Raw genomic sequence first — 14,528 nt, 5'->3', positions numbered from 1 at the left:
CGTAATGTTTGAACCTTAATTTAATAAAACTCCAAAACTTGTCGAGTTCGTTGTTAATTTCAACAAACTGAGGAAGAAGATCTTTGGTTGTACTATCTCTTAATAACTCCAAGCGAAGTTTACTGTACTCCTCACTACTGGGATTACCGCCCGTCGCACGATCAATAAGTATTCCTTCTAGTTGCCGTACTTTGTCTAAAGGTATCGTCATCGTTTCTAGAATCTAGTTTCTGATCTCATCATAATACCCAAGTCATACTACAGCGATATCCTCATTCCGCAACACATCACTACTATTGCGGAATCGTCCAACTAATCTAAATTATTCCCCGTCATCCCCACGAAAAATAGGGCCAAATTCGACACCTAAACCCTGACCAATGTCAAGGTGGCCTATCTCATAAAACATAAAAATAACTTATCACAAAACAGCAGTCCTAGCTCCCATTTCCGCACCAGAGACAACGATCGCCCCCCCAACATCCTCCCCAACATCCTCAAACCCCTCCTCCATTCCTCCGTTCCTACCCCAATTCCCGCCCGATCTGGACTTGCTCGGCAGATAGATAAGAATTTATTATATTGTGCATCATTTGTTTATCTCTATACAAATAGACAAACCATTGAAGTTTGTCTATGATGAAACCATTAAATTTTTCTAAAATGTCATCGGTTTACCCCCCGAGAGGTGGGATTCCTAGCCCCAAACCTTGAGGTTACGTTCCTATGCTTGATTTTCTCAGCCAGACCGTCTGGCTCATTCCCTGTTATACCCTCATCGGCGCGGGACTTGCCCTCCCTTGGTCTCCCGGATTCATTCGCCGAACCGGTCCGCGTCCCGCCGGATACGTCAACGCCCTCATGACCTTCACGGCGTTCCTACATAGTCTAACCACCCTGATCGACAACTGGAATCAGCCCCCCTACGCCCTCTCCTTTGAGTGGCTGAACGCTCCCGGATTAGTGATTAACCTCGATTTAGAAGTCTCCACCGTAGCACTCGGGGCTTGCGTTCTCATTACCGGCTTGAACTTCCTGGCGCAAATCTATGCGATCGCCTACCTAGAAATGGACTGGGGCTGGGCCAGAGTCTACTCCCTCATGGGACTGTTTGAGGCCGGAATGTGTCTCCTCGTCCTCTGTAACTCCCTCTTCTTTAGCTACGTCATCCTAGAAATCCTCACCCTAGGAACCTATCTCATCGTCGGCATCTGGTACAACCAATCCCTCGTTGTCACCGGCGCCCGCGATGCTTTCCTCACCAAACGAGTCGGCGACCTCATTCTACTCATGGCCGTCGTCGCCCTCCTTCCCCTCTCAGGAACCTGGAACTTCAGCGAACTCGCCATCTGGGCCGAAACCGTCGAACTCGACCCCACCGTGGCCACCCTCCTGGCCCTGGCCCTAGTGGCCGGTCCCATCGCCAAATGCGCCCAGTTTCCCCTCCACCTCTGGCTCGATGAAGCCATGGAAGGTCCCTACCCCGCCACCATCCTCCGTAATACCCTCGTCGTCTCCACCGGGGCCTGGGTTCTGATTAAAGTTCAACCCATTATCGCCCTTTCCCCCCTCGGCTCCAGCGTCGTCTTCGCCATCGGGGCCGCCACCGCCGTCGGAACCAGTCTCATTTCCGTAGCCCAAATTGACGTTAAACGAGTCTTGTCCTATCTCACCAGTGCCTATCTGGGGATTGTCTTCATCGCCGTGGGGATTGGGGCCACTCAAGCTGCCCTCGTTCTACTCCTCACCTACGCCCTAGCGATGTCCCTACTGATTATGAGTACCGGGGGCATTGTTCTCAATAACATCACTCAAGACCTCACCCAGTACGGCGGTTTATGGTCTCGTCGTCCCATCTCGGGACTCTGCCTGATGGTCGGTGGAGTCTCCCTCGTTGCCCTACCTCCCTTTGGTGGCTTTTGGTCCCTGGTACAGATTGCCGATGCGCTCTGGGAAACTCGTCCAGGACTGTTCGCCGTCGTCTTAGCCGTGAACGCCATCGTCGCCTTTAGTGTGACTCGCCTCTTTGGACGGATGTTTGCTGGCGAATTGACCGACTTTACCCGTCGCTCCTCCGAAGGCTTATGGTTGCTGGTTCTGCCCATGACTCTCCTCACCGGAGTCACCCTACATCTGCCCCTACTGTTGGCTCAATGGCAGCTTCTCCCGGACTGGGCCATGGTAAATCGTTCTCTAGCCGTATTGCTCACTTGGTCGAGTCTGGTGGGAATGGGTTTAGGTGCGGTGGTGTATCTCAATCCCAACTGGAAGAAACCCGTTAAACTCAGCTCCCAAGCGGTTCAGGATTTCTTTGCCTATGATTTTTATACCCTGCAACTCTATAAAGGAACCATCATCTTCGCCGTCGATCGCATCTCCAAGGCCGTGTACTGGCTAGACCGCTATATCGTCGATGGGGCGGTGAACTTTGTCGGTTTTGCCACAGTCTTTGGCGGCGAAAGTCTCAAATACAACACCAGCGGGCGATCGCAGTTTTACGCCTTCTCCATCATCGTCAGCGTCGCCATCTTCATCCTTCTAACCACCCTGCCCCACTTCTCGGGCCTCTAACCCCGATTAACGGCTGCTGATTTCCCCTGTTCCCAGTTCCGGTGTTCCCTGTTCCCTGTTGCCTTTTCTTCCCCTGTTCCCTGTTCCCTGTTCCCTGTTCCCTGTTCCCTTCTTTTGCCTCTTGCCTTCCTAACAAACCATGCTAACCGCCCTTATTGTCATTCCTCTCATCGGAGCCTTACTCATTAGCTTCGTCAAATCGGGAACCACCGCCCGCAATTTGGCCCTAGCAACAGCCGGAGTCGCCTTTATCTGGACTATCTGGCTCATCAGTCAATTTGATTTGAGCAACAATGGCCTGCAATTTTCCGAATATCTGCCCTGGGCTGATGCCATTGGCTTAAGTTATAGCCTCGGCGTGGATGGTCTGTCGATGCCCTTGTTGGCGCTGAATGCCTTTCTGACGGCGATTGTGGTCTATAGTAGTGTCCCCAATATCGCGCGATCGCAACTCTATTACGCCCTCATTCTCCTCGTCAACGCCGGAGTCGCCGGGGCCTTCCTCGCCCAGAACCTACTACTCTTCGTCCTCTTCTTTGAACTGGAGTTAATCCCCCTCTATCTCCTAATCGCCATCTGGGGGGGCGAAAAACGAGGCTACGCGGGCATGAAATTTCTCCTCTACACCGCCGTATCGGGAATCCTCATTCTCGCCGCCTTCCTAGGAGTCGTTTTCCTCAGTGGTAGCCTCAACTTCGACTACGATAGCCTCGCCAGTCAAAACCTTTCCCAACGAGCGCAACTGATTATCCTCAGTCTCTTGTTAGTAGGATTAGGCATTAAAATCCCCCTGGTTCCCCTACATACCTGGTCCCCCGATGCCTACGTCGAAGCCTCTCCCCCCATCGCCATTCTCCTCGGCGGGATTTTGGCCAAACTCGGAACCTATGGCTTAATCCGCTTTGGCTTACAAATGTTCCCCCAGACTTGGTCTGTCGTCGCACCCGGATTAGCCGTTATTGGCGCTATTAGTGTTATGTATGGGTCCTTAAGTGCGATCGCCCAGCAAGACATCAAACGCATGGTCGCCTACAGTTCCATCGGCCATATGGGTTATATCCTCGTCGCCGTCGCCGCTGGAACCGAACTCAGCGTTCTCGGTGCCGTCGCCCAAATGATTGCCCACGGCTTAATTCTGGCCCTACTCTTTAACCTTGTCGGCATTGTCGAGAGCAAAGTTGGAACCCGAGAACTCTCCCTCCTCAACGGACTCATGAACCCCGTGCGCGGCCTGCCCCTCGTCAGCGGCTTACTGGTCACCGCCGGCATGGCCAGCGCCGGAATCCCCGGCTTAGTGGGCTTTGCCGCCGAGTTTATCGTCTTCCAGGGCAGTTTTCCCATTTTTCCCATTCCCACCCTAATTTGCATCCTTTCCTCCGGGCTAACAGCGGTTTATTTCGTGATTTTGCTCAACCGCACCTGTTTCGGCAAACTCGACAACAACCTCGCCTACTACGATCGCCTCACCTGGTCCGAACGAGTCCCCGCCCTCATCCTAACGGCCACCATCTTCTACTTTGGCCTACAACCCAACGCCCTCATTCGTTGGATGCAGCCCACCGCCACGGCGATCGCCTCCACCCTCCCCCCAACCCCAGAACTCATCGCCCAACACCCCCAACCCTAAACCGCCAGAAAGCAATCACAAGAGTCCGGCTAGGTACTACCTCTTAACTTCTTTCCCCCTTTTGCCTATTGCCATCCCCTCCTGGGAGGGGTTAGGGGTGGGTTATGCCTCTTGCCTCTTGCCCTCTCCCCCCTATTCCCTGTTCCCTATTCCCTATTCCCTTCTTCCCCCATGATCCAAACCACCACCAAACCCAGCCAAAACGCCCTTCCTCCCTCCCAGCATCCCTACGCAGACATCATTCATCGTTTGGAAGCGGGCGGTTCAATGCTTCCCGATACTCCAGAAAACTTGATGCAAATCATCGGCATCTATAAAGCCTATGCCGTTCCCATGGATTTCTACTGGCGGAACTTGCTTTATATTGCCGAACAAGTCTTTCTCAATCCCATTCCCGCCTTCAAATACTTCCTACCCAAATCCTATTTAGACCGTCAGAATAGCTACGCTGGCGACCAATCTGAACTGCGGATTTGGCGAGGAGGAGGTGAGGCTCATCCTGAACTTCTAGACTTTATCGAGCGAGGTGAAACCGGCAAAATGCCGAAACTGTTTCATCACCTCTGGCACGATCGCATCAACATGGAGTTCGCCGAAGCCTGTATGCGAGCCATGTTGTGGCATCAAGGAATGGGTGGACGCTTTAACGACTACCTCGAAAGTGACGAGTATATCGCCAACTGCGATCGCGCCATCCGCGCCTACTTCAAAGGCAATCCCCTGATGTTGGGACTCTATAAACTCTTCCCGACGATGTTTATCGAGCAAGTGCGACAACTGTCCTACTATGCCAACCTGGGGTTATTTTGGGAAGTCATGGCCCCGGTGTTTTTTGAAATGTCAGACCTCTATGATGAAGGGAAAATGACCACCGTTCCCGAAGCTATGGAGTTTCTAATTAATGGCATTTTTGCCGTCGCCAGTCGCCCCATTTACCATCACGTCTATATTCGGGGCGAATGCTACGAAATCATCCCCAAATCTAAAGCCTTTACTTGGCTATACGAAGCCGCATTACCCTATGTAGAAGCCGTCTTTTACCGAACCGCACCCTTCCGAGGAACCAAATCCTATAACGCCCAAGCCAAACAAGTTCCCCAAGAACAGAAAGACTTTCACTATGGCATTCTTTACGCCGATGTCTTCCCCGTCGGGAGTGCTGGGATTCCTCCAACCTTGTTAATGCAGGATATGTTCCATTTTCTGCCCCCCTATTTACAAGAGTATTATCGTCAACATTGTCGGGGAGAAGATGACCAGTTAATTCAATTGGGGATTACCTTCCAACGTTCGATGTATAATGTTACGTCAGCCGTAATTCAGGCATTACGTCAAGCCCTCTGTTATCCCCTGGATGACCCTAATCCTAAACATTTACAGAAAAATCGTGACTTCTTTGAAGCACAAATGGATCGCTTTTTGCGTCCTGAAGCTCGCTTAGCCGATATCCAAAGTCGAGACTATCGTTAGGATTGAAATTAGGCTTTTTTAGGGTGAGTAACGCATTGCTCACCCTATTTTTTTTGAACTTAAAACCCCCATTTTTAGGGGTTTGTATCAGTTATAGCAATCGAAGATTGGCCTAGGATAACTCTGAGTTGGGAGAGAATCCCCGACTTCTTACCTCTTGCCATCCCCTCCTGGGAGCGGTTAGGAGTGGGTTATGCCTCTTGCCTTTTTATCCCCTATTTTTTGTACTATTCAGACCAACTTTTGCTATAGCATCGACCCATCCGTTAACCAAAATATAAACTGGGTTTATTAAACTCTTAATCCCCATTTAAACAAAGCTGTGAGATTCTAATTGAGGCAGTTTAAAACACCCAAAAACTAGCTGTTTTGCTGCCTAATTCCAATTCAATCAGACAATCAGCGGGAATCTCACCATCATGGCCATTCGACTCAACTCAATCGGAAGCTTTGAAACCGGAATATTTGACGAAAGCGCCGCAGAAATTGCCGCTCACGATCCAGCCAGCCAGCGCTTATTTGTCGTTAATGCCAATAGCGCTAACATCGAAGTTTTAGATATCCGTGACCCTGGCAATCCCAGCAAACTCTTTGACATCAACGCCACCAATCTCGGAGGGATTGCCAATAGTGTTGCCGTTCAGGATGGTCTGGTGGCCGTTGCCGTTGAGAATAATAACACCCAAGAACCGGGATTGGTGGCCTTCTATGACATCAACGGAACCCTTCTCAACACGGTCCCCGTGGGTGCCTTGCCCGATATGCTCACCTTCACCCCCGACGGCAGGACCGTCTTGGTGGCCAATGAAGGGGAACCCAACGATGACTATACCATCGACCCCGAAGGCTCGGTGAGTGTCATTGATATCAGTGCCGGTGTCGCTAACGCCACAGTCCGCACCGCCGATTTTACCGCCTTTAACGATCGCCGCCAAGAACTCCTCGACGCTGGCCTGCGTGTCTTTGGTCCCAACGCCAGCGTCGCCCAAGACGTCGAACCCGAATATATCGCCGTGGCCCCAGCCGGCGATCGCGCCTTCGTCGCCCTACAAGAAAACAATGCCTTCGCCGTTGTCAACATCGCCGAAGCCCGGATTGAAGACATTGTTCCCTTTGGCTTTAAAGATCATAGCCGCCCCGAAAATGGTCTCGATGCCAGCGATCGCGACGACGCCATCAACATCACTAGCCACCCCAACCTCGTCGGGATGTATCAACCCGATGCGATCGCCGTCTACGAAGCCAACGGGCAAACCTTCATCGTCACCGCCAACGAAGGAGATGCCCGCGACTACGATGGCTTCAGTGAAGAAGCTCGCGTCAAAGACATCACCCTCGATCCCGACGCTTTCCCGGATTTCTGGACCGTACAAACCGACGAAAACCTCGGCCGCCTTACCATCACCACCGTTGATGGACGCAGCGACGGAACCTTCTTTAACGCCGATCTCAGCGGTGAATCCCAAGTTCCCGCCGTCGAAACCGATGCCAGCGGCCGCGCCGTCTTCAAACTCAATGACGACCAAACCGCCCTCCGCTATGACCTGAAAGTGGAAGGATTGGACTTCGGCCCCATTCTCGGACAAACTCCCCAAACCGCAGATACAGCCGATGATGTCACCCGGCTTCATCTTCACGCCGCCAGTACCGGTGAGAATGGCCCCGTGGCCCTAGGGATTCTCGACCCCGCCCAAGATGGCGACTTCGACGCCACAATTAACGAGGATGGCTCAACCACGCTCAGCGGCGTCTGGCAAGACAGCGATGCCACCAACCAAGCCCTCAGTGCCTTTATTCCCAGTCTTCTCGCTGCCAACCCCGATGACGAAGTGGGGTTATACGTCAATATCCACACCGAAGCGAACCCCGATGGAGAACTGCGGGGACAAGTCACCGCCACCGAAGCCTACGACAAACTCTTTGCCTTTGGCGCTCGGTCTTTTTCGATTTGGGATACCCAGGGAAATCTGATTGCTGATACCGGTTCGGACTTTGAACGCATTACTGCCGAGCGTTTCCCGGACAACTTCAACTCCAACAACGACGAGAATAGTTTTGATACCCGCAGTGACAACAAGGGGCCAGAACCTGAAGGCGTGGCGATTGGTCAAGTTGATGGACGCTCCTATGCCTTTGTGGGGTTAGAACGCATGGGCGGAATCATGACCTATGACATTACTGACCCCAATAATCCTGTTTTTGTTGAGTACGTCAATAACCGTGACTTCAATGGTGATCCCGAAGCCGGAACCGCTGGCGATTTAGGACCCGAGGGGATTATTGTCATTCCCCCCGAGGAGAGTCCTACCGGTGAATCCCTAGTCGTTGTAGCGAGTGAAGTGAGTGGCAATACGCGGCTGTTTGATATTAGCTCGGATGAGGCACCGACTCCCCCCACCACACCTTCCTCGAACCGTTGGCAGATTCTTCATACCTCAGACTTAGAAGGCGGTGTGGGAGCGATCCAAGATGCACCCAATTTTGCCGCTGTGGTGGAAGGGTTGGAACTCGATGCCCAAAATCAGGGAGTTAACTCGATTCTGCTCTCCGCTGGCGACAACTATTTACCGGGACCGTTTTTTGCGGCGGCTGGAGATGGCTCGGTTCGTGAGACTCTACAAGGGGTCTATAGCGATTTGTTTGGCGTTGACTTGTCTGATATCCGAGAAGGGGTGGGCCGCTTTGATATCACCAATGCCAATGTCATTGGCTTTGATGCTTCGGCGGTAGGGAACCATGAATTTGATGCTGGAACCAGTACCTTGGCTGACATTATTGGTCCTGATATCCGGGGTGATGGGCCAGAGGATGTCCGTTGGTTAGGGGCGCAATTCCCCTATCTCTCAGCTAATTTGGATTTCTCTGATAGCAATTTAGACGGGTTAGCGACCTCTGAGATTCTCCCGAGTACGGCGTTTGCTTCAACTCCGGAGGACTTGGACGCTGCTGGGGCCGCGCCTAAACTGGCGCCCGCGACGATTATTGAACGCAACGGCGATCGCATCGGCGTAGTCGGCATTACAACCCCGATTGTGGAGACGATTTCCTCTACGGGAGATGTGGCGGTGATTGGCCCCAACAACAATGACATGGCGGCCTTGGCCAATGTGGTTCAACCCACTATCGACCAACTGCTCGGACAGGGAATTAACAAAATTGTCACCGTCAGTCACTTGCAGCAGTTCCAACTCGAACAAGAGCTAATTCCCTTGCTGCGAGGGGTCGATGTGGCGGTTTCGGGTGGCTCAGACAGCATTCTCGCCAATCCGGAAACGCGGCTACGGGCCGGCGATACGGCGGCACTCCCCTATCCAGTCTTGACGACCAACGCCGATGGCGAACCGGCGGTGATTGTCAGCACTGATGGCGAGTATTCCTATGTCGGTCGTCTGGTGGTGGAGTTTGATGACAATGGCGTGCTACTCCCTGGGAGTATTAACCCCAATGAAAGCGGCCCCGTTCCCAGTGATGCTCAAGGCGTGAGTGAGATTTGGAGTCAGGCGGCTCCGGGTGAAGACCCGTTTGCTCCTGGACGCAAGGGAGCTGTGGTGCGTCAACTGACGGATGCTGTGCAAGGGGTTGTTACGGCCAAGGATCAGCAGATTTTCGGCACCAGTAGCGTCTTTATTGAAGGTCGCCGCGAGAAAGTTCGCACGGAGGAAACGACCCTCGGCAATTTGACGGCTGATGCTAATCTCTTTGCGGCTCAGCAGGTTGACCCAACGGTTCAGGTCTCTCTGAAAAATGGCGGTGGGATTCGCGCTGCGATTGGCGAAGTCATCGGAGATAGTGGTGATTTGGTTCCTCCGCAAGCTAATCCTCTTTCGGGTAAGGAAACGGGCCAGATTTCCCAGTTGGATATTGAAAACTCGCTGCGGTTTAATAATGAATTGACCCTATTGACCCTCACCGCTGAGCAGGTACGGCAAGTTCTCGAACATGGGGTTGCTGAAACGGCTCCAGGTCAGACCCCGGGACGATTCCCTCAGGTGGGGGGTCTCTCGTTTAGTTTTGATGCTACGTTACCTCCGGGCCAGCGGGTGCGATCGGCGGCGATCGTGGATGAGTCGGGTGATATTGTTGATCCGTTGGTGATTGGCGGTGAGGTCTTCGGCGATGGCGATCGCCCCATCCGCTTAGTGACCCTCAATTTCTTGGCTGAAGGCGGCGATGGGTATCCGTTCGATGACTTTGTGGCCCAGAATCCGGCGTTTGCCAATGTGGTGGAGTTACCGGATATCTTGACGGAGGCGGGTGCAGCCACGGCGGCAACCCCTGGCTCGGAACAGGATGCCCTGGCGGAGTATTTACTCACGTTAGGACCGTTCATGGAGCCGGAAACCCCCGCTCAAGCGGACACTCGTATTCAGGGGCTAACTGAACGGGAAGATGGGGTGTTTGACCCGTTAACGGGGATGGAGACGAATGAGGTGGTTCGTCTCTTTATTGACACGCAACAACCCATCAATTTTGGGAAGTTTGTCGCTTTTGTCAATTCGGCTCAAGCTGGCTTCCGGGGTGACAATGGCTTAGGGTTCTTGTTTGGCGGCCAGGTTGATGGCATTTTCGAGACCGGTGCTGATTCTTTATCGGGTCAGGGGCAACCGTTTTTGAGTGATGTCTTGGATTTGAGTTAGGCGTTGACATAAGTTGAGTCGCCGTCCCAATGCAGCGCCTTGGATGACCAAAAATAATGGGTTTCAAACCCCGCCATTCCAGGGCCGAATTAGGTGTACTATAATGATGCCAATTGGGCAAGTGTCAAACGATGTTTGTTCTCGAATACAAGGTCAAACCCAAACTTTATCAAGTCTTAGCCATCGACGAAGCCATTCGGACGACTCAGTTCGTCCGCAATAAAGTCTTGCGTTACTGGATGGACAATCGGGGTGTGGGTAAGGCTGAGTTATTTCGGTACAACACACGACTGCGAAAAGAGTTTAAGTTTGTCGAAGAACTCAACTCTCATGCTTGTCAGACGGCGGTTGAGCGAACCTTGAGAGCCATTACTCGTTTTTACGAAAACTGTAAAAACCAAGTCAAGGGGAAGAAGCGGTGCGACCCCGCGCCGTCGCACGGCGCTAGGGAACGCGCACCAAGAGAAGGTTATCCTCAATTCAAAAGGAATACCCGTTCAGTCGAGTATAAAGTTTCGGGTTGGAAACTTTCAGAAGACAGAAAACACATTGTCTTCACCGACAAGAAAGGTATCGGACACTTGCGCTTAATTGGTTCGAGGGATTTAAATTATTACCACCCCGAACAGATTAAGCGCGTCAGGATACTTAGGAGGGCTGATGGCTATTACGTCCAGTTTTGTATCAAGCTCGATCCGAGACTGACAGTATCCAAGCCGCTAACCCCTTCTCAAAAATCGGTAGGGATTGATGTGGGCTTGAAGTATTTCTTGGCAGACAGTCAAGGAAATGTTGAGCCGATTCCTCAGTACTACCGAAAGGCTGAAAAGCGACTCAAACGACTCAACCGCCAAAAATCTAAAAAGTTCCGTAAAGGAAAACCCCAATCGCAAAACTATCGAAAAGCTAGACAGCGATATGCTCGTCAACATTTAAGAGTAAGTCGGCAGCGAGAAGAGAACGCCAAGAGAGTGGCACTCCGCCTAATCCAATCTAACGATTTGGTGGCCTACGTTGGCGAAGCCTGCACGAAGTGCATAGACTTGAATGTTGCAGGGCTAGTCAAGAATCGCCATCTATCTAAATCGATTAGCGATGCGGGATGGACGCTGTTTCGTCGGTGGCTCGAATACTTTGCGGACAAATACGGGAAGATAGCGATTGCTGTACCGCCCCACAACACGAGTCAAAACTGTTCGAGTTGTGGGGAAAAGGTGCAGAAGTCTCTATCAACGAGAACCCATATTTGTCCGCATTGTGGCTTCGTCGCAGATCGCGATACGAACGCAGCGATCAACATCCTCAAACTGGGACTGAGTAGGGTGGGGCGCACCCGAATTCACGCATCGGGAGAGATTCCCTCTTGGTTGGCTGGAGAGATCCTGTCAGCTAACGGAGACTCGTAGAACGATGAATCCCCCTGCCTTTAGGCGGGGGAGAACGTCACTAAGGGTAGCTTGCGATCGCCTTCCACGTCCAGCGTCTCGAAGTCCCCGATAAATGCCTGATCAGCACCTGTCGCCACACCAATTCCCACCTTACATTCGACCGCTTCTAGAGCAGGAAAGGATTGCTCTAAACGCCGGATGAGCGCCACCTGCTCCGATGACTTTAGCAGCCACGGCTGAGCAGCATCGGTCACCGTAGCTAGTTCCTGCACCATCGTAGACTCCTTCGACAACACCGGTGCGCGGAGTACGTCCGCCAACTGCGTCAAGGCCCGTGTCTCAACCGTTGGACGATAAGCCAAGCGAGTCGCCTCCGCCTTTTCCCGAGTAATGACCGTAATGGCAGGATAGGCTACGACTTCAGAGTGGAATGCTGGGGTATCCACCATATCTACGTAAATCTTCAGGTGGAACTGTTCTGCGATGAGACGCCGTAACGGGCCGCCATAACGATTCTTCATCCAGCGATCAGAACAAATAACTCCCAGATGTCCCTGATTCGACAAAACAGACAGCATCCGCTCGATGAAGGGAATGTAAATATCGGCCCGGTCAAACATCGTTCGGTAGCGGTTGCGGTATGCTGCCAGTAGAGGCGCGGGAATTAGCTCAGGACGGATATAGGGTGGATTGCCTACCACAACCTCAAACTCTCCATCGAGGGGAGTCAGTAAGAAATCTCCCTGTGACAACCAGCGTTTGCTTAAAGTAGTAGCTGTTTTCGAGTCAAGGCCGTCCGACTCAAGAAGGTTAATAACTGCCGCAGTGGTGTGTTTAAACGAGGTATGGTGCAGTTCAACGGCCCGAATGGCATCACTGAGGTCGTCTAAGGCTACACCGTTGCTTTGAAATGCCCGCCACGCCTTCAATAATCGTTTGATAATCGCCAGCAAAAAATCACCGCGACCGAATGAGGGTTCCAACAGCCGCATGGTGTGTAGGGGCTGCTCTTCGCGGTAGCCAACGAGATCCAAGATGAACTCCACCACCTCCTGGCGGGTGAAGATGGCGCCCCGTGCATCGGCTTGGGGATTGCAGGCTAACTGCTCAATCGCTGCCTGCACCTGGGGACTGACACTATGAGAATTGGGGAGATCGAGGCTCAGTTGTCTGAATGGCAAGAGGGGTCTTGTTGGCATAAATGGCTCGCTATAGGTGATTGTATACTGCTGCGATCGCCCATCACTTGATTGATCTCAATCTCGCTAACGAGCCATCTGGCACGTCGTTTGCTCTCTCCCCTCAAAGACAATGGCACAATAGAGACAATCGAAGACCCTCGTCATGGCAATTATCAATTCTCCTATGAGTACAACCGTTAACACGCCCACCCCCAAGGCTGAGTTGGCCGCGCAAGCCGTCGCCGACAATGCCTTGGCGGATTTTATCCAAGAAACCTTAGCCCTCACCCGGCGTCTGTTTATTCAACTACAACGCCGGCCCACAACCCTCGTGGCGGGGATTATTCAACCGCTGATGTGGTTGATTCTCTTTGGCGCCTTGTTCCAAAATGCACCCGCTGGCCTGTTTGCCGAAAGCCAAAACTATCTTCAGTTCCTCGGGGCTGGGGTGATTGTCTTTACCGCCTTCGCCGGCGCCCTCAATGCGGGCCTGCCGATTATGTTCGATCGCGAGTTCGGATTCCTCAATCGCCTTCTGGTGGCTCCCCTCTCTAGCCGCTTCTCGATTGTTCTCGCCTCCACCATCTATATTGTCAGTCTCAGTTTCCTGCAAACCGCTGTGATTATGGCCGCCGGAACCGTCATGGGGGCAGGACTTCCGGGACTGGCTGGCTTGGGTGCGATCGCCCTGTTCCTCTTTTTCCTCATCCTGGGTGTCACCGGCTTAAGTCTCGGCTTAGCCTTTGCGCTTCCGGGCCATGTGGAACTGATTGCAGCCATTTTCGTCACGAACTTACCACTTCTGTTTGCCAGTACTGCCCTGGCGCCTCTATCCTTTATGCCAGGTTGGTTACAAGTGATCGCCAGTCTCAACCCGCTCAGCTACGCCATTGAGCCAATTCGCTATCTCTATCTCCATGACAGTTGGAGCCTCGGTAGTATCGTCATGGAAGCTCCCTTTGCTGATATTAGCTTCGGCGCGGCTTTGCTGGTGTTGTTTGTCTTTGCGATCGCGGCGTTAGCCCTAATTCAACCCCTACTCCGTCGTCGCTTCGCCTAAGTCTCGATTCCCTTCGTCAATCCCCGTTTAGGAGGATCTGTTTATGAATCCCTTACGTTCTCTCGTTAGCACTTCCCTCACCCTCGTCGCCTTGGCCAGCAGTCTGGTTCTAGCGACGAGCGCCCAGGCCCAAAGCTCCCGCGATGTCCCTTCTAATGACCCCTTCCGCGATAGTGCCAACACCGGCGATCGCGACCCCATGCAAGGGGAAGGTGGCCTGGATATGTTAGACATCATCCACCGCAGCAACTTAAGCGGCGGTCAAACCCTCGAAGACTTCCGTTCTGGACAAGAAGGTCGTCTCAACCATGCTGCCGATGACTTTCGTCGCCGTCAACTCGAACTCATCCGCCAACAAAATGCCATCTCAACCGATGAGTTAGAGTCCCCCAATCCCGAAAACTAACTTCAGTTGCATACCATAAAAAAAGATGGGAGTCAACCCCCCATCTTTTTTTATGGTTATTGAAGTAGATGAACCCCAACGACAACGGTTGGGAGCCATGTTTGGGTTATATCCCAACTCCCACCTACCCCTTCTAGGAATTGATGCCATAGGGAACCGAAGGCACAAAGCTCGGAACCACCACATCA

Annotated in this window: 9 protein-coding genes; 7 read left to right on the top strand and 2 right to left on the bottom strand. The window is 52.5% G+C overall.

Translation table 11 applies throughout. The features are described 5' to 3' along the window. A partial coding sequence (locus R6U67_RS02855; RefSeq protein ID WP_410251153.1) for a hypothetical protein occupies nt 1–211 on the bottom strand: 211 nt, incomplete at its 3' end. A 515-nt stretch (nt 212–726) separates the two neighbouring features. Between R6U67_RS02855 and R6U67_RS02850 the strand changes: the two genes are divergently transcribed. The 5 genes from R6U67_RS02850 (at nt 727) to R6U67_RS02830 (ending at nt 11,711) form a co-directional block, all read left to right on the top strand. Next, nucleotides 727–2,571: an NAD(P)H-quinone oxidoreductase subunit F gene (locus R6U67_RS02850; protein ID WP_410251152.1), complete on the top strand. Its 1,845-nt coding sequence runs from the start codon at nt 727–729 to the stop codon at nt 2,569–2,571. Between the two features lie 139 nt (nt 2,572–2,710). Next, entirely contained in the window at nt 2,711–4,198 is a 1,488-nt protein-coding gene (locus R6U67_RS02845; RefSeq protein WP_410251151.1) for an NADH-quinone oxidoreductase subunit M, read from the top strand. Nucleotides 4,199–4,369: 171 nt separating this feature from the next. Beyond that, nucleotides 4,370–5,668 (top strand): CO2 hydration protein, encoded by a 1,299-nt coding sequence (locus tag R6U67_RS02840; protein ID WP_410251150.1) that lies wholly within the window; start codon nt 4,370–4,372, stop codon nt 5,666–5,668. 419 nt (nt 5,669–6,087) lie between these two features. Continuing rightward, entirely contained in the window at nt 6,088–10,305 is a 4,218-nt protein-coding gene (locus R6U67_RS02835; protein WP_410251149.1) for a choice-of-anchor I family protein, read from the top strand. A gap of 131 nt (nt 10,306–10,436) precedes the next feature. Continuing rightward, complete coding sequence (locus tag R6U67_RS02830; protein ID WP_410251148.1) at nt 10,437–11,711, top strand: RNA-guided endonuclease InsQ/TnpB family protein; 1,275 nt, start codon at nt 10,437–10,439, stop codon at nt 11,709–11,711. Nucleotides 11,712–11,731: 20 nt separating this feature from the next. On the opposite strand, the gene R6U67_RS02825 is transcribed toward R6U67_RS02830, so the two are convergent. Further along, nucleotides 11,732–12,874, bottom strand: coding sequence for an Eco57I restriction-modification methylase domain-containing protein (locus R6U67_RS02825; RefSeq protein WP_410251147.1), 1,143 nt, complete (start codon nt 12,872–12,874; stop codon nt 11,732–11,734). 184 nt (nt 12,875–13,058) lie between these two features. Between R6U67_RS02825 and R6U67_RS02820 the strand changes: the two genes are divergently transcribed. Both R6U67_RS02820 and R6U67_RS02815 read left to right on the top strand, forming a co-directional pair. Continuing rightward, nucleotides 13,059–13,934 carry an ABC transporter permease gene (locus R6U67_RS02820; RefSeq protein ID WP_410251146.1) on the top strand — a complete coding sequence of 292 codons (876 nt, stop codon included), beginning with the start codon at nt 13,059–13,061 and terminating at the stop codon, nt 13,932–13,934. 43 nt (nt 13,935–13,977) lie between these two features. After that, on the top strand, nt 13,978–14,340 hold the full coding sequence (locus tag R6U67_RS02815; RefSeq protein ID WP_410251145.1) for a hypothetical protein: 363 nt from the start codon (nt 13,978–13,980) through the stop codon (nt 14,338–14,340). Nucleotides 14,341–14,528: the final 188 nt, after the last annotated feature.

The organism is Sodalinema sp. (assembly GCF_046483825.1).
Taxonomy (GTDB): Bacteria; Cyanobacteriota; Cyanobacteriia; order Cyanobacteriales; family Geitlerinemataceae; genus Sodalinema.
Note: the sequence above shows the minus strand (reverse complement) of the source record. Positions and strands in the feature narration are given on the sequence as shown.

Bases quoted from the DNA above. Each gene is read 5' to 3' on its own strand.
- R6U67_RS02840 (WP_410251150.1), top strand. From the start codon at position 4,370: ATGATCCAAACCACCACCAAACCCAGCCAAAACGCCCTTCCTCCCTCC.
- R6U67_RS02835 (WP_410251149.1), top strand. From the start codon at position 6,088: ATGGCCATTCGACTCAACTCAATCGGAAGCTTTGAAACCGGAATATTT.
- R6U67_RS02815 (WP_410251145.1), top strand. From the start codon at position 13,978: ATGAATCCCTTACGTTCTCTCGTTAGCACTTCCCTCACCCTCGTCGCC.
- R6U67_RS02830 (WP_410251148.1), top strand. From the start codon at position 10,437: ATGTTTGTTCTCGAATACAAGGTCAAACCCAAACTTTATCAAGTCTTA.
- R6U67_RS02845 (WP_410251151.1), top strand. From the start codon at position 2,711: ATGCTAACCGCCCTTATTGTCATTCCTCTCATCGGAGCCTTACTCATT.
- R6U67_RS02850 (WP_410251152.1), top strand. From the start codon at position 727: ATGCTTGATTTTCTCAGCCAGACCGTCTGGCTCATTCCCTGTTATACC.
- R6U67_RS02820 (WP_410251146.1), top strand. From the start codon at position 13,059: ATGAGTACAACCGTTAACACGCCCACCCCCAAGGCTGAGTTGGCCGCG.